We start from the raw sequence: 17,047 nt of genomic DNA, 5'->3' as shown, positions 1-17,047 counted from the left end.
CCCTGCGCGCCGGCCTGAAACCCGGCGGCGGTGCGTGGAATTCCAGCACAGTGCCGGATCTCCAACAAGGGCCCCGCGCCGGGCCATGACCTGGGTGACGCGTTGTGATGACTGAGTAACAAGCCGTGGATCGCGTTCACGGGCAAATTGGATCAATCGGTGTCAATCGGCGAAGGGTGAAGGGTGTCCCAGTCGACATGATCAGGAGCGGAATAGCTGATTCAGTGACGCAATGTCCGTTTCTTCTGGGGGGATCGGGTGCCTGAAATGAGGCAATTGTCGATGCATTCGTGAGCAAACTCACATGATGATCGCCGTCTCATCCGGGCTTCCGAAGGGAATCGGATGTTTAGCCTGGCGCTTTACAGGGATGGCAAATCCGACAACCGGCGCCCCTCCGGGCGGCGCCCGAAACCGACAGGGTCCGAACGGCAGATGAAGACGACGATGATGTTCCGCAACATTGCCAACCCCCGGCGCACCACGCTGGCGCACCTCAAGGACGCCGACGAGCTGCTGACGCCGGAAGCTCCGGAACACGCGATCGACCTGCCCACCCAGACGGCCAACCCCCGCCGCACCATCCTCATGGAAGCCCCGGTCCCCGCCGCGGCCGCAGCCGCGGAGTGAGGAGTGCGGGCGGCGTCCCGCCCGCCCTCGAAGGTCGGCGGGCACCTTGTGGGCGCACGCGCCGGACGGCGTTCCTTTCGGGCAAATCCCGCAGAGCGAGGCGTTAGCCTGGAGCGTCAGTCTTCAGCCAGCCAGCAAGTGAGGGGCGACAGCAACCCGTGCGCATCGCCAGGTTCTCCATCGACGGCAATGTCGCCTTCGGCGCTGTCGAGGGCGACGGGCCCGATGGTCTCGTCCTCGACATCATCAAGGGCATTCCGTACGCCGAGTTCGAACTCTCCGGCACCAAGGTCCCGCTGAGCAAGGTCCGCCTCCTGCCGCCCGTGCTTCCCAACAAGGTGGTGGCCATCGGCCGCAACTACGCGGAGCACGCCGCGGAACTCGGCAACGAGGTACCGGACGTCCCCGTCGCCTTCTTCAAGCCCACCACCTCGGTGATCGGCTCCGGCGACGCCATCGAGTACCCCTCCTTCTCCAACGAGCTCCACTACGAGGCCGAACTGGCCGTGGTCATCGGCCGGATGTGCCGTGAAGTGCCGCGTGAGCGCGTGAAGGACGTCATCTTCGGCTACACCTGCGCCAATGACGTCACCGCCCGCGATGCCCAGAAGCGCGAGAAGCAGTGGGCCAGGGCCAAAGGCTTCGACACGTCGTGCCCGCTCGGCCCCTGGGTGGAGACCGACCTCGACCCCGGCGACCTGACCATTCAGGCCACGGTCAACGGCGAGCAACGCCAACTGGGCCGTACGAGCGACATGATCCACTCGATCGAGGATCTGGTCGTCCACATCACGGAAGCCATGACGCTGCTCCCGGGCGATGTGATCCTCACCGGCACTCCCGCAGGGGTCGGACCCCTCCATGTCGGCGACGAGGTCGCCGTCACCATCGAAGGCATCGGCACTCTCACCAACAAGGTGATCAAGCGTGGTTAACGCACCCTCCCCCAAGCTCTCGGCTCCGCTCGGCCAGGGGGTACCCCCCCGCGTACGTTTCTGTCCCTCCCCGACCGGCAACCCCCATGTGGGCCTGGTCCGCACCGCCCTCTTCAACTGGGCCTTCGCCCGCCACCACGGCGGCACCCTGGTCTTCCGCATCGAGGACACGGACGCGGCCCGCGACTCCGAGGAGTCGTACAACCAGCTGCTCGACTCGATGCGCTGGCTCGGCTTCGACTGGGACGAGGGCCCCGAGGTCGGCGGCCCGCACACCCCGTACCGCCAGTCGCAGCGCATGGACATCTACAAGGATGTCGCCGAGAAGCTGCTGACGGGCGGGTACGCCTACCACTGCTACTGCACCACCGAGGAGCTCGACACCCGCCGCGACGCCGCCCGCGCCGCCGGCAGGCCGTCCGGCTACGACGGCCACTGCCGCGAGCTGAGCGCCGAGCAGATCGCCGCGTACGAGGCCGAGGGCCGCACCTCCATCGTCCGCTTCCGGATGCCCGACGAGGCGCTCACCTTCACCGACCTGGTCCGCGGCGAGCTGACCTTCCAGCCGGAGAACGTGCCGGACTACGGCATCGTCCGTGCCAACGGCGCCCCGCTCTACACGCTGGTCAACCCGGTCGACGACGCGCTGATGGAGATCACCCACGTCCTGCGCGGCGAGGACCTGCTCTCCTCCACCCCGCGTCAGCTCGCCCTCTACAAGGCGCTCATCGAGCTGGGTATCGCCAAGGGCACCCCCGCCTTCGGTCACCTGCCGTACGTCATGGGCGAGGGCAACAAGAAGCTCTCCAAGCGCGACCCGCAGGCCTCGCTCAACCTCTACCGCGAGCGCGGCTTCCTGCCCGAGGGCCTGCTCAACTACCTCTCCCTGCTCGGCTGGTCCATCGCCGAGGACCGCGACATCTTCTCCGTCGAGGAGATGGTTGCCGCGTTCGACATCAAGGACGTCAACGCCAACCCGGCGCGCTTCGACCTGAAGAAGTGCGAGCACATCAACGCCGAGCACATCCGCAAGCTGGATGTGAAGACGTTCACCGAGGCGTGCGGCCCCTGGCTGAAGGCCCCGTTCGCACCGTGGGCCCCGGAGTCCTTCGACGCGGACCGGTTCGCGGCGATCGCCCCGTACGCCCAGACGCGTGTCACGGTCCTCTCGGACATCACCGCCAACGTCGACTTCCTCTTCCTCGACGAGCCGGCGACGGACGAGGCGTCCTGGACCAAGGCGATGAAGGAGGGCTCCGACGCCCTGCTCATCACGGCCCGCGCCAATCTGGCCGCCGCCGAGTGGAACGCGGACGCCCTGAAGAACGCCATCCTCACCGCCGGCGAGGAGCACGGCCTGAAGCTCGGCAAGGCCCAGGCCCCGGTCCGCGTCGCGGTCACCGGCCGCACGATCGGCCTGCCGCTCTTCGAGTCCCTGGAGATCCTGGGCCGGGAGAAGACGATCGCCCGCATCGACGCGGCGCTGGCGAAGCTGGCAGCTGCGTAGCGGCCGTCCGTACGCCGGAGGCCGGGGCTCCGACGGAGAAACCCCGGCCTCCGGCCGTTCACGGCGCCTGCGGCACCCTGCGCGGGCCGGCCTGCTGCCCGGGGATGACGGCCCCGGCTCCCACACGCTTCCCGTCGCCGGACATCAGGCCGGAGGACTGCGCGGTGCGCCGGTCCGAGACCACGATGCCGCCGCGCCACTTCCCGCTCGGATCCTGGTGGCGGAACTGGAGCTTCTTCAGACGCCGCGACCTGAGCGCCGATCAGAAGGCCGCGTACGAGGCCGGGGGGCGTACGTCGGTATTCGGTTGCGTCTTCGTTCCACGGACCGGACCCCGCCTCTGCCCGCGTACTACCGGTCTGCCTGCGCACTACCGGTGCTTGGCCACCCGGAGCAGATGAAGGGCCGGCTCCGGTAGTTCGCGGCCCTTGGGCCAGACCGCGTGCAGGACGCGGTCCAGCCGGACAGCGGGGCTGACCTCGACCTCTACCAGGCGGCCTGATGCCACGTCCTCGCGCACGGCGAGCGCGGAGAGCACCGCGGGGGCCAGACCTCGGGCCGCCGCGCTGCGCAGGGGGGCGGTGGAACCGAGTTCAAGGACCGGGACGGCGATTCCGTCGTACGGACGCAGCGCCCGCTCCAGCGTCTCCCGGGTACCGGAGCCCGCCTCGCGCAGCAGCAGCGGGGTGTCGGCCAGCTCACGTCCAGTCAGGGCGCTGCGACGGCGGGTCCAGGGGTGGTCGGGGGGCACCACGACCGCGAGCCGGTCACGCCCCACCGCTGAGCGGTGCAGATCGTCGGGGACCTGCGGGCCCTCGATAAAACCCAGATCGCAGCCCCCGCGGCGTAGTGCCTCGACCACGCCCCAGCTGTTGGTCACGGTCAGCCCGACGTGGGCGTCGGGGGCGCTGTCCCGCAAGGTGACGAGCCAGCCGGGCATCAGCTCTTCCGCGATGGTGAGACTGGCGGCGACATGCAGTCGGCTGTCCTGCCGCGACCGCAGCGCGGCGGCCCCTTCGACCAGCGCTGCGGCCTGTTCGAGCACCGCCCGCGCCCAGTCGGTCACCACCGCTCCGGCCGGGGTGAGCCGGGATCCCGCGGTGGATCGGTCCAGGAGCTGCAGCCCGAGACGGCGCTCCAGCGTGCGCATCCGTGCGCTGGCCGACGGCTGGCTGATGAGCAGCCGCGTCGCCGCCCTGCCCAGGCTGCCGGTCTCCGCCACGCTGACAAGCAGCTGCAATGACTGCAGGTCGGGCAGCGGGCGCTGCCCGCTGCCCGGGTTCTCGCCGCGCTCGCTCATAGGAAACCATTCATAGGGCAACCCTATGACCTGGGCTCCGATTCGTGTCTACCGGGCGGCGTGGATCCCCCACACGCTGATGATCATGACTCTGGACACGGAACACCCCCAGTCACCATCCCCTGGGCGACAGTCGGCGAAGCCGTCACGCGGAGGCAGCGCGTCCGCACCGGGCCCGGTGCGCCGCAACGCTCCCGGCCTCGCGCTCGCCGTCGTCGGGCTCGGGCTGGCCGAGGGGGTGCACGCCCTGCTGCCCGCCGTGCCGATGCTGACCGCCGCCGTCGTGCTCGGGGTCGTCGCGGCGCATCTTCCCGGGGTGCATCCGTTCGTACGCGGCCGGGGCCGTGCAGGGCTCTCGACGGCGGGCAAGCGGCTGATGCGCGCCGGCATCGTGCTGCTCGGGCTGAAACTCAGCATCGGCGATGTCCTCGGGCTCGGCTGGGCGACGGTGACCATGGTCCTCGGCGTGGTCCTCGTGACCTTCTTCGGGACCTGGTGGCTGGGCCGGAAGCTGGGACTGCCCGGCGACCAGCCGCTGCTGATAGCCACCGGCTACTCGATCTGCGGCGCCTCGGCCATCGGCGCGGTCAGCAGTGCGCTCGGCAAGGAGGACGACGACGAACAGCTCGCGGCCGACGTGGCGACCTCGGTCGCCCTGGTCACCCTGTGCGGGACCCTCGCCATCGCGGTGCTGCCGCTGCTGCACCATCCGCTGGGCCTGGACGCTGTTCAGTTCGGCCGCTGGGCGGGCGCCGGCGTCCACGACGTCGGCCAGGTCGTGGCCACCGCCCAGACGGCCGGACCGACCGCGCTCGGCGAGGCCGTGATGGTCAAGCTGATCCGGGTGGCGATGCTCGCACCGCTGGTCGCCGTGGTCGCTGTGGCCTACCGGCGGCGGGCTCACGAACCGGCCGGCGGCCGGCAGACGGTGGGCACCCGCCGACCGCCCCTGATACCGCTGTTCGTGATCGGCTTCCTGGCGATGACGGCCCTGCGCAGCACGGGTCTGCTGCCCGCCGGAGTGCTCGGTGCCGCCGACACCGCGCAGGAACTTCTGCTGGCCGCGGCACTGTTCGGTCTCGGCAGCGCCGTACATCTGCCGTCTCTCGCCCGCTCCGGAGCCAGAACGGCCATGCTCGGCCTCGCCTCCTGGGTGGTTATCGCGTCGGTGAGTTACGCGGGCGTCCTGCTCACCACCTGAGCGAGCCGCACCGGGTCCCAGCACCGTCACGCGTGGCTGCCGTGCGGGAGTGTTGTGGACAAGCAGGAAACGCGGGGTCCGGGGTCACGGTGATCGGGACGGACGAGCCCGGTCAGCGTGAGTGGAGAAGGTCGTGTCGGCGGCTGTCGACTGGCGCCATGCTCACGCGGTGTACGCGGCGGTGTCGGGAGGGGCGGAGAGCGTGCTGCTGACCGCGGCCCCCGAGGCGTATATCGGTACGGGCGTGTGGGCGATCGACATCAACAAGCCCTGAGCGTGTGGACTGCTTGTACGGGGGTAGCCAGCGAGCTGCCGCCCCCTCTCGCGTTCCGGCCGGAGGGTGCGGTTTCGGCCGCGCTCAGGAGTGACATCCGGTCGCTTGTTGATGTTCGCTTGCGGGAACTCATGCTGCGACTAACATCGGTAGACATTGCCCGGAGGGGGTCCGCTGTATCAGCACGGAGGGTAGATGAAAGACGATCTCAACGTTTCCGCAGCCGAGTTATACGCTTCGGCGGGTGCCGCGAACAATCTCGTATCGGATTTGCAAGGGCCTTTGCGGAAGGCGATCGATGACACCGCTGCGGCAGCTTCCGCATTCCGCGCGTGGGACGAAAGAGGCCGTATCGAGGCCGTCAGCACGGGCTGGGGCGACGCCTTGACGACCCTCAAGGATCGCCTCGCGGAACACGCGAACGGCCTGCGACTGGTGGCCGACGGTCACAGCATCAACGACGCGGACGTCGGCGACTGCTTCAAGGGCTGGTGAGCCCGGAATGCCGCAGTTCTTCGCGCAACTCTTCCGCCAGGACTTCTCGGATCTGGAGGCCGCCACCGGCTCGTGGCAGAAGCTGGCCAAGACCTTGGACGACACCCGGATCGGCAGCGGCAAGCGCGTCTCGGGACCGCTGCACAAGGCGAGCTGGTCGGGCGTCGCCGCTCACTACGGCTTCGGCGCGCTCGAAGCCACCGAGAGCAAGCTGAAGACCGCGCAGACGAACGCGCTGCTCATTCGAACGGTCCTGGACACGCTCAGCACCCGCATGCAAGCTGCCCAGCGCAAACTGCGCCATGCGGTGGCGGATGCCGAGACGGCCGGTCATACCGTCACCGAGGACGGCTGGGTCGAAGCGAAGCAGGTCGTCGACCCGAAGTATCACAACGACCCGGACTACCAGGGCGTACAGCAGCAGGCGAACTCCGGACTCGGCGGCTATCGGGCCCGTATCGACGAGGCATTGGAAGAAGCGGAACGAGTCAGCAACGAAGCGACCGAACTCCTTTACCAGATCGATCCGTTCGACCTCGACAAGCAGTACGGCGGTGCCAACGCCGCCGAGGACGCCTTACAGGTTGCCGCCTTCGCCGGGCTCGACAGGAAGAACATCCCGGACGGGAAGGATCCACAACGCACCGCCGACTGGTGGGCACACCTCACCTCAGACCAGCGTGACTTCTACCTGGCGGCCTTCCCCGAGCGGATCGGCGCACTGGACGGTCTTCCGACCATCACCCGCGACTCGGCGAACCGAGCGGCCCTGGACATGCGGCTCAACGACTACGCGCAGCGCGAGGGCGACCTGGGCTACCACGACCGTTACAGCTACCGCTCGCTCAGCGCCCTCAAAGAACGTCTGGACGTGGCGGACGCGGCACCCGCGCACAAACAGCTGTACCTGCTCGGATTCGACACCTCGAAGGACGGCCGTGCGATCGTCGCCGTGGGCAACCCGGACACGGCCCGGCACACCGCTGTTCAGGTCCCGGGGACGGGCAACCAGCTGGACAACGTGAGGGACCAGATCAACAGAGTCAGCAAGTTACAGGGAGCCGCCGGCCGATGGAGCACGAACGGGGCGGAAGACGTAGCGGTCGTCTCGTGGCTCGACTACAACGCTCCCGAGGCGAACTTCGACTCACTGAAGGAAGTGGACTTGAACCTGGGGATTGCCACGCAAGGCCGGGCCCAGAACGGCGCAGAGGATCTGCGTGACTTCACCCACGGCCTGAGAGCGGCCCACCAGGGTGAACGGAGTCACCTCACGGTCCTGGCCCACAGCTACGGCTCCACCGTCGCCGGTGCGGCCGACGCCGGCGGGCAGGGGCTGGACGCCGATGACATGGTGGTGGTCGGCAGCCCCGGGTTGACGGTCGACCGCGCCGACCAACTGCATGTCGACCCCAAACACTTGTACGTGGGCGCTGCGGACAACGACCCGGTCTCCAACTATTTCTCCGACGCCACTCTCGGTGCGGATCCCAAGAAATCGGAATTCGGAGCTCAGCACATGTACGTGGACACCCGGGACCACGGCGGCTATTGGAACGACGGCAGCAAGAGCCTGGAGAACCAGGGGCGCATCATTGCGGGGCAGGCACCGCAGGGTGAAGGAGCACATTGATGGCTCTCGGCATGACCGTATCCGCCACCGTGTGGCACCGGAGCGCTGCCGCGCTGGCCCTGACGCTGCTGCTGGGAGGCTGCATGTCCGACGAAGGTGTGAACGACCCGCTACCGCGTATGAGCAGGGAAAAGGCCGAGAAATGGGCCAAGCACTGGACCGACTCCATGGTGAGTACGGCACATGCCCGGATCGACCCCAAAACGGCCCGCCCCACCGCGGACTTCACCGACTGCATCGGCAAGCACGACGAGTCGGCCGACGACGGCAGGTTCACGCTGAGCTACTCGGTACGCGGAACCCTTCCGCGCTCCGAGCACCCCCGAGCAGTCACGGACATCAAGAACACCCTCAAGGACAAGGGCTTCGAGATCCAGAGCTTCGGGACCAACCAGGACCGCGAACCGGCAAACGTACTGGACGCCAAGCACCCCGAGGACCAGCAGTTCATCTCCGTCGGGTCCGTGGACAAGGACCTTCTGGTCTTCATCGTCAGCACCCCCTGCCTCCTGCCGCCGGGAGTCGACCAGCAGCAGTTCTGAGCCCTGTCTTTTGAGGAGCCGCGACGCCCGCCGCGCGAGCGGTAGCGTGGCCGTATGCCGATCCGAGCCGTGCTCTGGGACATCGATGACACGATCTTCGACTACACGGGTGCCGACCGTATCGGCATGAGCAAGCATCTCGAACAGGAGGGCCTGCCCGATGGATACGGCTCCGTCGAGCAGGCCCTGTTCGCGTGGCGGGCGATCACCGATGTGCACTGGGCACGGTTCGCCGCGGGGGAGACGGACTTCCAGGGGCAGCGCCGGGACCGTGTGCGGGAGTTCCTCTCGCGGGCGCTGGAGGACGAGGAGGCCGACGCCTGGTTTGCCCGGCACGTGACCCACTACGAGGCCGCCTGGTCGCTCTTTCCCGATGCGCTGCCCGCTCTGGACGGTCTGGCGAACGGATTCCGGCACGGCGTGCTGTCGAACTCCAGCATCCACAACCAGGACCGGAAGCTGCGCACGCTCGGTGTACGGGACCGGTTCGAGGCCGTGGTGTGCGCCGTGGAGCTGGGCGTCTCCAAGCCCGAGACCGGCGCCTTCCATGCGGCCTGCGAGGCGCTGGCGCTGGAACCGGGGGAGGTCGCGTACGTGGGGGACGAGCCGGACATCGACGCCGCCGGCGCGGTCGCCGCGGGGCTGACGGGGATCTGGCTGGACCGGCGCGGGCGCGGCGGGCGGCCCGAGCTCGTCCGCATCGGCGGGCTCGATCAGCTGCCCGGCCTGCTGGTCCCGGCCCGACCCTGATCCGAGGCGTGGACCCTGGCGGGCAATACCCGTTTTGGAGCGCCGGACACCTTCGGGTAATGTTCTTCCTGCGCCGCCCGAGCGGGCCGAAAGATCCGGCCGGGAAGCGCAGACAGAAATGAAACCTCCTCCAGGGGTTGCGTTTCAGTGGGCTATGGTGTAATTGGCAACACTACGGTTTCTGGTACCGTCATTCTAGGTTCGAGTCCTGGTAGCCCAGCGCAGAGCTTCATCTGTAAAACACGCCCCCGTTGTGTAGCGGCCTAGCACGCTGCCCTCTCACGGCAGTAGCGCCGGTTCGAATCCGGTCGGGGGTACAGATCCTTCCCGCGAGATCATCTGGGTCGCACCCACGATCTCGATGCAGGATCGCTAGGGCCCCCGTTGTGTAGCGGCCTAGCACGCTGCCCTCTCACGGCAGTAGCGCCGGTTCGAATCCGGTCGGGGGTACTTTCACTGTGGGCTATGGTGTAATTGGCAACACTACGGTTTCTGGTACCGTCATTCTAGGTTCGAGTCCTGGTAGCCCAGCGCAGAGCTTCATCTGTAAAACACGCCCCCGTTGTGTAGCGGCCTAGCACGCTGCCCTCTCACGGCAGTAGCGCCGGTTCGAATCCGGTCGGGGGTACAGATCCACGGCAGGCAAGGGCCCTTCACTCCGGTGAGGGGCTCTTCTGCTTTGTCCTCGACGTATGTCGCCCCGTCAAGTGCCGGTTCTCTACCGGGACTTGACGGAGGCCGCCACGACGCTGGGGCGGCCAGGAGGTGTACGGGGACGTCAGCCGTTGCGGCGCAGGGCCTCGCTCAGCCTTGCCGCCGAGTCGATGACCGCCTGGGCGTGCATCCGGCCCGGGTGCCGGGTCAGCCGCTCGATCGGTCCGGAGACCGAGACGGCGGCGACCACCCGGTTCGAGGGGCCGCGCACCGGCGCCGAGACCGAGGCCACACCCGGCTCGCGCTCGCCGATCGACTGGGCCCAGCCCCGGCGCCGTACGCCCGAGAGTGCCGTCGCCGTGAAGCGGGCGCCCTGGAGGCCGCGGTGCAGCCGCTCGGGCTCCTCCCAGGCCATCAGGATCTGGGCCGAGGAGCCGGCCTTCATCGTGAGCGTGGAGCCGACCGGCACGGTGTCCCGCAGGCCGGACAGCCGCTCCGCCGCCGCCACGCAGATCCGCATGTCGCCCTGGCGCCGGTAGAGCTGCGCGCTCTCGCCCGTGATGTCGCGCAGGTGCGTGAGCACCGGTCCCGCCGTGGCCAGCAGGCGGTCCTCGCCCGCCGCCGCCGCGAGTTCCGCCAGCCGGGGGCCGAGAATGAAACGGCCCTGCATGTCCCTCGCCACCATGCGGTGGTGTTCCAGTGCCACGGCCAGCCGATGGGCCGTGGGTCGTGCGAGCCCGGTCGCCGCGACCAGCCCGGCGAGGGTGGCCGGACCGGACTCCAGGGCGCTCAATACCAGAGCCGCCTTGTCGAGAACGCCGACGCCGCTAGAGTTGTCCATACGACGATACTCGCGTCTCACTCTGTGAAACGCAAGTTCAATTTTCGGCGGAAGTTGCGAACCTGTAGGGGCGGCCACACAACGGCCCGTAGCCACCGCCCCGCACGGGGGTCCGGACGGCGGCGCACCGAATCTCTAGTTGGGCCGGCGAAGACGCCGGCCGGAGGGAAAGCGATGGGTAGGACACTCGCGGAGAAGGTCTGGGACGACCATGTCGTCCGGCGCGCCGAAGGTGAGCCCGACCTCCTCTTCATCGATCTGCACCTGCTGCACGAGGTGACCAGCCCCCAGGCCTTCGACGGCCTCCGGCAGGCCGGACGCCGGGTCCGGCGCCTCGACCTCACCATCGCCACCGAGGATCACAACACCCCGACCCTCGACATCGACAAGCCGATCGCCGACCCGGTCTCCCGCGCCCAGTTGGAGACCCTGCGCAAGAACTGCGCGGAGTTCGGCGTACGGCTGCACCCGCTGGGCGACGTCGAGCAGGGCGTCGTGCACGTGGTCGGCCCGCAGTTGGGTCTGACCCAGCCCGGCACCACGGTGGTCTGCGGCGACTCCCACACCTCCACGCACGGTGCCTTCGGTGCCCTGGCGTTCGGCATCGGCACCAGCCAGGTCGAGCACGTCCTGGCCACCCAGACCCTGCCGATGGCCCGCCCGAAGACCATGGCGATCACCATCGACGGCGAACTGCCCGACGGCGTCACGGCCAAGGACCTGATCCTGGCGATCATCGCCCGCATCGGTACCGGCGGCGGCCAGGGCTACATCCTCGAATACCGCGGCTCGGCCATCGAGAAGCTCTCGATGGAAGCCCGGATGACCATCTGCAACATGTCGATCGAGGCCGGCGCCCGAGCGGGCATGATCGCCCCGGACGAGACCACCTTCGACTACCTCGAGGGCCGCGACCACGCCCCGCAGGGCGAGGACTGGGACGCCGCCGTCGCGTACTGGAAGACGCTGCGCACCGACGACGACGCGGTCTTCGACGCCGAGGTCGTCATCGACGCCGCCGAGCTCGCGCCGTTCGTCACCTGGGGCACCAACCCCGGCCAGGGCGCACCGCTGTCGGCGAACGTCCCCGACCCGGCTTCGTACGAGGACGCCTCGGAGCGCAACGCCGCCGAAAAGGCCCTGGAATACATGGGGTTGACCGCCGGACAGCCGCTGCGCGAGATCAACGTGGACACCGTCTTCGTAGGCTCCTGCACCAACGGCCGCATCGAGGACCTGCGTAACGCGGCCGCGATCCTGGAAGGCCGCAAAGTCGCGAGAGGCGTACGGATGCTGGTCGTCCCGGGCTCCGTCCGGGTCGCTCTGCAGGCCGTCGAGGAGGGCCTGGACAAGGTCTTCACCGCCGCGGGCGCCGAATGGCGGCACGCGGGCTGCTCGATGTGTCTCGGCATGAACCCCGACCAGCTGGCCCCCGGCGAGCGCTCCGCCTCCACCTCGAACCGCAACTTCGAGGGCCGGCAGGGCAAGGGCGGCCGTACGCACCTGGTCTCCCCGCAGGTCGCCGCCGCCACCGCCGTGCTGGGCCACCTGGCCTCGCCGGCCGACCTGTCCGACGTCCGTACGCCCGCCGGAGTCTGAGAATCATGGAAGCTTTCACCACACACACCGGCCGGGCCGTCCCGCTGCGCCGCAGCAACGTCGACACCGACCAGATCATCCCCGCCCACTGGCTGAAGAAGGTCACCCGCGACGGCTTCGAGGACGGCCTCTTCGAGGCCTGGCGCAAGGACGGGGACTTCGTCCTCAACCGTCCTGAGCGCAGCGGCGCCACGGTGCTGGTGGCCGGCCCCGACTTCGGCACGGGCTCGTCCCGCGAACACGCCGTGTGGGCGCTGCAGAACTACGGTTTCAAGGCCGTCATCTCCTCCCGGTTCGCCGACATCTTCCGCGGCAACTCGCTGAAGAACGGGCTGTTGACCGTCGTGCTCGACCAGACGGTCGTCGACGCGCTCTGGGAGCTGACCGAGGCCGACCCGACGGCCGAGATCACCGTCGACCTGGAGGCCCGCCAGGTCCGTGTCGAAGGCATCACCGCCGACTTCGAGCTCGACGAGAACGCCCGCTGGCGACTGCTGAACGGGCTGGACGACATCAGCCTCACCCTTCAGAACGAAGCGGACATCGCGACTTATGAGGTGGCAAGGCCGACCTTCAAGCCGCGTACAATTAACGCCTGAGCAGCGCGTTTCCAGGACTGCGCCCCCTGCCTTCTGGTAGGGGGCGCAGTCGCTTGTTGAGACCCCGTCGGGCGACAACTCGCCCCAGATGGCACAATCGGTGCATGGAATGCGACAGCCAACTCAAGCTTTACGGCCAAGTCGCCGACCGATTGAAGGAAGCGCACACAAGAGTGCGCGCACTGCAAGTCCCGGAGGGCGTAAGGATGGCGCTGTCCCGGAAGCTGTTGGTCATCACGGCCGCGGCTAAGCACGATCTCCCGGATGCGGCAAGGCGTCTGGACCGGTTGATGAAGGACCTCGATGAGGGCCGATTCCCCGAAGGTGACTGACTCTGCGGAACTGTGCAGCGGTCGACTTCGTTGCGGCACTAGGGTGATTAGCCCGTTTCGTGTTTGATTTGCGGTATATATCTGCCTAACGTGCGAAAACGCTTGAACACTTTCGTTCTGGCAATGTCTCCGAAGGGGAAGACGTGAACAAGGCGCAGCTCGTAGAAGCGATTGCCGACAAGGTTGGCGGCCGTCAGCAGGCCGCGGACGCCGTCGACGCGGTGCTCGACGCGATCGTCCGTGCGGTTGTCGCGGGGGACCGTGTCTCGGTCACCGGCTTCGGCTCGTTCGAGAAGGTCGACCGCCCCGCCCGTTACGCCCGCAACCCGCAGACGGGCGAGCGGGTGCGGGTCAAGAAGACCTCGGTGCCCCGTTTCCGTGCGGGACAGGGCTTCAAGGACCTGGTGAGCGGCTCCAAGAAGCTCCCCAAGCACGATGTGGCCGTGAAGAAGGCGCCCAAGGGCAGCCTCACAGGCGGTGTTGCCCGTGCGACGACCAAGGCCGCGGCGAAGAAGGCCGCCGCGAAGAAGGCCGTGGCGAAGAAGGTCACCGCCAAGAAGGCCGTGACCGCGGCGAAGACCGCCGCCGCCAAGAAGACCACCGCGAAGAAGACCACCGCGGCGGCCAAGAAGACCACGGCGGCGGCGAAGAAGACCACCGCGGCGGCGGCGAAGAAGACGACGGCCGCGAAGAAGGCCGTCGCCGGCAAGACCGCGCCCGCCAAGAAGGCCACGGCGAAGAAGGCGCCCGCGAAGAAGACCACGGCGCGCAAGACCACGGCGAAGAAGGCCACTGCACGGAAGAAGTGAGGCCGAGCAGCGCAGGGCCGCTCACACGCACCGGGCCGGGCTCCCCTCGGGGAGCCCGGCCCGCGGGCTGTTTTGGGCAGCGCGTGCGCCGCCGTTCAGAACGTCTGCAGGGTCACCAGGGTGATCCGCAGGTCCGCGCCCTCGCCGACGCCCTCGATCCGCACCCGCTGCCCCGGCCGCAGCAGCCGCAGACCGCCGGCGTCGAAGGCGCGGGCGTCGAATTCCACCGGGGTGCCGTCGTCGAGCAGCACACTGCCGGTGCGGGTCTCGGGGTCGTACGTGTACGAGGTCGCCTGCATGAACGGCAGCCTATCGGTCCGGCGAGGAGACCCCTGCGGCCCAGCGCCCCGCCGTGTGCGGGCCCACGCCGAGGGCCAGTGCCGCCCGCAGGTCGTCGCCGGTGTCCACGTCCTGGCGGACCGAATCGATTCCGGCCAGGGCGATTTCCACCGCGCCGGAGTCCAGATGCCGGGCCCGGGAGGGACCACCGAAAGTCGGGCGCAATTCCACGCCCGGCGCAGCCGACAGAAATGTTGTTCCGATTCCTGCCGTATCGGTGACAAATGCGCGGGGAAATGCGGCGGAATAATCGAGTACCCGGGCCAATTCCGCGGGGCGCAACGCGGGCAGATCCGCGTTGAGGGCGGCGAGGGCGGCCCCGGGCCGCTGGGCCCGTACGGTCCGCTCACCGTGTGCCAGGGCTGCGTTGAGGCCGCTGTCCGGTTCGTCGGGCACGACGCGCGCCCCGAGGGCCGCGAGAGCCGCCCCGGCCTCCGTGTCGTCCGTGACGACCACCACATCCCGTACCGCCCGGCAGGACAGGGCGGCGGTCACGGTGTCCCGGGCGAACGCGAGGGCGAGACGCGGGCGCAGCGCGGCGCCCGCCACCGGCGCGAGCCTGCTCTTGGCCCGTGCCAAGGGCTTCAACGGGACGACCAGGGTCCAGGGACCGGCCGGGTCGGTGTTCGTGGCGTTCTCCCCCTCGATGCGCTTCGCCGCCTATTCTCGCCTGCCGGTGCGAGAACCCGGAGGGTCGGTCCCGAAAGCGGGGCGTACGGTGTTCTCGACAGAGCAGGGGCCTGGGGCGAGACTTGACCGTCGGTAGCCAGGCAGAGTTCAGGTCCTTAGAGGAAGGTGTCCGAGTGTCCCGCCGCAGAATCGGCTTCTGGTACCGCCTGGCGGCGGTCATCGCAAAACCGCCGTTGGTGGTTCTGTTCAAGCGTGACTGGCGGGGAATGGAGCACATTCCGACCGACGGTGGATTCATTACTGCGGTCAATCACAACTCGTATCTGGACCCGCTCTCCTACGGTCACTTCCAGTACAACACCGGACGGGTGCCCCGGCTTCTCGCCAAGGCGGGCCTCTTCAAGACCCCCTTTGTCGGAATGATGCTGCGCGGCACCGGACAGATCCCCGTGTACCGCGAGACGACGAACGCGCTGGACGCCTTCCGGGCAGCCGTGGACGCCATCGAGCGCGGCGAGTGCGTCGCCTTCTACCCCGAGGGCACCCTCACCCGCGACCCCGACATGTGGCCGATGGCCGGCAAGACCGGCGCCGCTCGCGTCGCGTTGATGACGAAGGCGCCTGTCATCCCGGTCGCCCAGTGGGGCGCCAACCTGGTGATGCCGCCGTACGCCAAGGAGAACAAGCTCCGGCTCTTCCCCCGCAAGACCCTCCAGGTGCAGGCCGGACCGCCCGTCGACCTCTCCCGGTTCTACGACAAGGAACCGACGCCCGACATCCTGCGCGAGGCGACCGAGGTCATCATGGCCGCGGTGACCGCGCAGCTGGAGATCGTACGGGGCGAACCGGCCCCCCAGGAGCCGTACGACCACCGCAGGGCCCGTGCAGAACAGCGGCGCAAGGCCGAAGGGAAGGGACCCAAGTGACGCACCCCGCAAAGGCGGCCGTCTTCGGAACCGGCTCATGGGGTACGGCCTTCGGCGTGGTTCTCGCCGACGCCGGCTGCGAGGTCACCCTCTGGGGCCGCCGCGCCGAGGTCGCCGAGGCCGTCAACACGACCCGTACCAACCCGGACTACCTGCCGGGCATCGAACTCCCCGCGTCGGTCCGGGCCACCACCGACGCCGCTCGGGCGCTGGACGGCGCCGACTTCGCCGTGCTCGTGGTGCCCTCGCAGACGCTGCGCGCCAACCTCGCCGACTGGGCTCCGCACATCGGCTCCGACACCGTCCTCGTCTCGATGATGAAGGGCGTCGAACTCGGCACCGCGAAGCGGATGAGCGAGGTCATCGAGGACGTCACCAAGGTCTCCGCGGACCGCATCGCCGTCATCACCGGCCCCAATCTGGCCAAGGAGATCGCCGAACGCCGCCCCGCCGCGGCCGTCGTCGCCTGCCAGGACGAGTCCGTGGCCCAGCGTCTCCAGACCGCCTGCCACACCTCGTACTTCCGGCCGTACACCAACACCGATGTGGTCGGCTGCGAACTCGGCGGCGCGGTCAAGAACGTCATCGGCCTCGCCGTGGGCATCGCCGACGGCATGGGCCTCGGCGACAACGCCAAGGGCTCGCTCATCACCCGGGGCCTCGCGGAGACGACCCGACTGGGCCTCGCCATGGGCGCCGACCCACTGACCTTCTCCGGACTCGCGGGCCTCGGCGACCTGGTGGCCACCTGCTCCTCGCCGCTCTCGCGCAACCACACCTTCGGCACCAACCTCGGTCGCGGCATGACGCTCCAGGAGACCATCGCGGTCACCAAGCAGACCGCGGAAGGCGTCAAGTCCTGTGAATCGGTGCTCGATCTGGCCCGCAGGCACGGCGTCGACATGCCCATCACCGAGACGGTCGTCGGCATCGTCCACGAGGGCAAGCCGCCGATGGTCGCGCTGAGCGAGCTGATGTCGCGCAGCGCGAAGCCCGAGCGGCGCTGACGACAGGCACGGGGGTGCGCAGGGCGGTGAACGTTCGCGGACGC

The 17,047-nt window shown here is 68.6% G+C and carries 19 protein-coding genes and 5 tRNA genes; 20 read left to right on the top strand and 4 right to left on the bottom strand.

Annotated elements, in window-relative coordinates:
- Window positions 1-435 precede the first annotated feature (435 nt).
- The 3 genes from ACF1B9_RS26170 to gltX all read left to right on the top strand — a co-directional run bounded on the left by ACF1B9_RS26170 (window position 436) and on the right by gltX (window position 3,072).
- Window positions 436-630, top strand: coding sequence for a hypothetical protein (locus ACF1B9_RS26170; RefSeq protein ID WP_391742794.1), 195 nt, complete (start codon window positions 436-438; stop codon window positions 628-630).
- Window positions 631-788: 158 nt separating this feature from the next.
- On the top strand, window positions 789-1,565 hold the full coding sequence (locus tag ACF1B9_RS26165; protein ID WP_391742795.1) for a fumarylacetoacetate hydrolase family protein: 777 nt from the start codon (window positions 789-791) through the stop codon (window positions 1,563-1,565).
- Window positions 1,558-3,072 carry a glutamate--tRNA ligase gene (gene gltX, locus ACF1B9_RS26160; protein ID WP_391742796.1) on the top strand — a complete coding sequence of 505 codons (1,515 nt, stop codon included), beginning with the start codon at window positions 1,558-1,560 and terminating at the stop codon, window positions 3,070-3,072. The genes ACF1B9_RS26165 and gltX overlap by 8 nt, the downstream gene beginning before the upstream one ends.
- Before the next feature lie 370 nt (window positions 3,073-3,442).
- Here the strand turns inward: gltX and ACF1B9_RS26155 are convergent, their stop codons facing one another.
- Entirely contained in the window at window positions 3,443-4,372 is a 930-nt protein-coding gene (locus ACF1B9_RS26155) for a LysR substrate-binding domain-containing protein (protein WP_391742797.1), read from the bottom strand.
- An 85-nt stretch (window positions 4,373-4,457) separates the two neighbouring features.
- Between ACF1B9_RS26155 and ACF1B9_RS26150 the strand changes: the two genes are divergently transcribed.
- The 11 genes from ACF1B9_RS26150 (at window position 4,458) to ACF1B9_RS26100 (ending at window position 9,895) form a co-directional block, all read left to right on the top strand.
- Window positions 4,458-5,573 carry a YeiH family protein gene (locus ACF1B9_RS26150; RefSeq protein WP_391742799.1) on the top strand — a complete coding sequence of 372 codons (1,116 nt, stop codon included), beginning with the start codon at window positions 4,458-4,460 and terminating at the stop codon, window positions 5,571-5,573.
- Window positions 5,574-5,706: 133 nt separating this feature from the next.
- Entirely contained in the window at window positions 5,707-5,847 is a 141-nt protein-coding gene (locus tag ACF1B9_RS26145; RefSeq protein WP_391742801.1) for a hypothetical protein, read from the top strand.
- Window positions 5,848-6,042: 195 nt separating this feature from the next.
- Window positions 6,043-6,342: a hypothetical protein gene (locus ACF1B9_RS26140; protein WP_391742803.1), complete on the top strand. Its 300-nt coding sequence runs from the start codon at window positions 6,043-6,045 to the stop codon at window positions 6,340-6,342.
- A gap of 7 nt (window positions 6,343-6,349) precedes the next feature.
- Complete coding sequence (locus ACF1B9_RS26135; protein WP_391742804.1) at window positions 6,350-7,975, top strand: alpha/beta hydrolase; 1,626 nt, start codon at window positions 6,350-6,352, stop codon at window positions 7,973-7,975.
- On the top strand, window positions 7,975-8,517 hold the full coding sequence (locus tag ACF1B9_RS26130) for a hypothetical protein (protein WP_391742806.1): 543 nt from the start codon (window positions 7,975-7,977) through the stop codon (window positions 8,515-8,517). The genes ACF1B9_RS26135 and ACF1B9_RS26130 overlap by 1 nt, the downstream gene beginning before the upstream one ends.
- A 54-nt stretch (window positions 8,518-8,571) precedes the next feature.
- On the top strand, window positions 8,572-9,267 hold the full coding sequence (locus ACF1B9_RS26125; protein ID WP_391742807.1) for an HAD family hydrolase: 696 nt from the start codon (window positions 8,572-8,574) through the stop codon (window positions 9,265-9,267).
- A 148-nt stretch (window positions 9,268-9,415) separates the two neighbouring features.
- A tRNA-Gln gene (locus tag ACF1B9_RS26120) sits at window positions 9,416-9,487 on the top strand.
- A gap of 24 nt (window positions 9,488-9,511) precedes the next feature.
- A tRNA-Glu gene (locus ACF1B9_RS26115) sits at window positions 9,512-9,584 on the top strand.
- 60 nt (window positions 9,585-9,644) lie between these two features.
- A tRNA-Glu gene (locus ACF1B9_RS26110) sits at window positions 9,645-9,717 on the top strand.
- A 9-nt stretch (window positions 9,718-9,726) separates the two neighbouring features.
- Window positions 9,727-9,798: transfer RNA gene (locus ACF1B9_RS26105), tRNA-Gln, on the top strand.
- Window positions 9,799-9,822: 24 nt separating this feature from the next.
- Window positions 9,823-9,895 (top strand) — tRNA-Glu (locus ACF1B9_RS26100).
- Window positions 9,896-10,045: 150 nt separating this feature from the next.
- Here the strand turns inward: ACF1B9_RS26100 and ndgR are convergent.
- The gene (gene ndgR, locus ACF1B9_RS26095) at window positions 10,046-10,762 is read right to left on the bottom strand and encodes an IclR family transcriptional regulator NdgR (protein ID WP_030928691.1); all 717 of its coding nucleotides are present in this window, start codon (window positions 10,760-10,762) and stop codon (window positions 10,046-10,048) included.
- Window positions 10,763-10,936: 174 nt separating this feature from the next.
- Here ndgR and leuC point away from each other — a divergent pair, with 174 nt between their 5' ends.
- From leuC to ACF1B9_RS26075, 4 genes are all read left to right on the top strand, one after another.
- Window positions 10,937-12,361 (top strand): 3-isopropylmalate dehydratase large subunit, encoded by a 1,425-nt coding sequence (gene leuC / locus ACF1B9_RS26090; RefSeq protein WP_391742809.1) that lies wholly within the window; start codon window positions 10,937-10,939, stop codon window positions 12,359-12,361.
- Window positions 12,362-12,366: 5 nt separating this feature from the next.
- Window positions 12,367-12,960, top strand: coding sequence for a 3-isopropylmalate dehydratase small subunit (leuD, locus tag ACF1B9_RS26085; RefSeq protein WP_391742810.1), 594 nt, complete (start codon window positions 12,367-12,369; stop codon window positions 12,958-12,960).
- A 104-nt stretch (window positions 12,961-13,064) separates the two neighbouring features.
- Complete coding sequence (locus tag ACF1B9_RS26080) at window positions 13,065-13,292, top strand: hypothetical protein (RefSeq protein WP_391742812.1); 228 nt, start codon at window positions 13,065-13,067, stop codon at window positions 13,290-13,292.
- 143 nt (window positions 13,293-13,435) lie between these two features.
- Window positions 13,436-14,101 (top strand): HU family DNA-binding protein, encoded by a 666-nt coding sequence (locus tag ACF1B9_RS26075; protein ID WP_391742813.1) that lies wholly within the window; start codon window positions 13,436-13,438, stop codon window positions 14,099-14,101.
- A 95-nt stretch (window positions 14,102-14,196) separates the two neighbouring features.
- Here the strand turns inward: ACF1B9_RS26075 and ACF1B9_RS26070 are convergent, their stop codons facing one another.
- Both ACF1B9_RS26070 and cofC read right to left on the bottom strand, forming a co-directional pair.
- On the bottom strand, window positions 14,197-14,400 hold the full coding sequence (locus ACF1B9_RS26070) for a hypothetical protein (protein WP_351074089.1): 204 nt from the start codon (window positions 14,398-14,400) through the stop codon (window positions 14,197-14,199).
- Window positions 14,401-14,410: 10 nt separating this feature from the next.
- Window positions 14,411-15,088 carry a 2-phospho-L-lactate guanylyltransferase gene (cofC, locus tag ACF1B9_RS26065; RefSeq protein WP_391742945.1) on the bottom strand — a complete coding sequence of 226 codons (678 nt, stop codon included), beginning with the start codon at window positions 15,086-15,088 and terminating at the stop codon, window positions 14,411-14,413.
- Window positions 15,089-15,243: 155 nt separating this feature from the next.
- On the opposite strand from cofC, the gene ACF1B9_RS26060 reads away from it, so the two are divergent.
- Both ACF1B9_RS26060 and ACF1B9_RS26055 read left to right on the top strand, forming a co-directional pair.
- Window positions 15,244-15,996, top strand: coding sequence for a lysophospholipid acyltransferase family protein (locus tag ACF1B9_RS26060; RefSeq protein ID WP_391742814.1), 753 nt, complete (start codon window positions 15,244-15,246; stop codon window positions 15,994-15,996).
- Entirely contained in the window at window positions 15,993-17,003 is a 1,011-nt protein-coding gene (locus tag ACF1B9_RS26055) for an NAD(P)H-dependent glycerol-3-phosphate dehydrogenase (RefSeq protein ID WP_391742816.1), read from the top strand. The genes ACF1B9_RS26060 and ACF1B9_RS26055 overlap by 4 nt, the downstream gene beginning before the upstream one ends.
- The last annotated feature ends 44 nt before the right edge of the window (window positions 17,004-17,047 follow it).

The sequence above is a fragment of the Streptomyces sp. NPDC014727 genome (genome assembly GCF_043083485.1).
Lineage (GTDB): Bacteria > Actinomycetota > Actinomycetes > Streptomycetales > Streptomycetaceae > Streptomyces.
Note: the sequence above shows the minus strand (reverse complement) of the source record. Positions and strands in the feature narration are given on the sequence as shown.

Coding starts and splice junctions, on each gene's coding strand:
- ACF1B9_RS26170 (WP_391742794.1), top strand. CDS start 436: ATGAAGACGACGATGATGTTCCGCAACATTGCCAACCCCCGGCGCACC.
- ACF1B9_RS26155 (WP_391742797.1), bottom strand. CDS start 4,372: ATGAGCGAGCGCGGCGAGAACCCGGGCAGCGGGCAGCGCCCGCTGCCC.
- ACF1B9_RS26150 (WP_391742799.1), top strand. CDS start 4,458: ATGACTCTGGACACGGAACACCCCCAGTCACCATCCCCTGGGCGACAG.
- ACF1B9_RS26140 (WP_391742803.1), top strand. CDS start 6,043: ATGAAAGACGATCTCAACGTTTCCGCAGCCGAGTTATACGCTTCGGCG.
- ACF1B9_RS26135 (WP_391742804.1), top strand. CDS start 6,350: ATGCCGCAGTTCTTCGCGCAACTCTTCCGCCAGGACTTCTCGGATCTG.
- ACF1B9_RS26130 (WP_391742806.1), top strand. CDS start 7,975: ATGGCTCTCGGCATGACCGTATCCGCCACCGTGTGGCACCGGAGCGCT.
- ACF1B9_RS26125 (WP_391742807.1), top strand. CDS start 8,572: ATGCCGATCCGAGCCGTGCTCTGGGACATCGATGACACGATCTTCGAC.
- ndgR (WP_030928691.1), bottom strand. CDS start 10,762: ATGGACAACTCTAGCGGCGTCGGCGTTCTCGACAAGGCGGCTCTGGTA.
- leuC (WP_391742809.1), top strand. CDS start 10,937: ATGGGTAGGACACTCGCGGAGAAGGTCTGGGACGACCATGTCGTCCGG.
- leuD (WP_391742810.1), top strand. CDS start 12,367: ATGGAAGCTTTCACCACACACACCGGCCGGGCCGTCCCGCTGCGCCGC.
- ACF1B9_RS26080 (WP_391742812.1), top strand. CDS start 13,065: ATGGAATGCGACAGCCAACTCAAGCTTTACGGCCAAGTCGCCGACCGA.
- ACF1B9_RS26070 (WP_351074089.1), bottom strand. CDS start 14,400: ATGCAGGCGACCTCGTACACGTACGACCCCGAGACCCGCACCGGCAGT.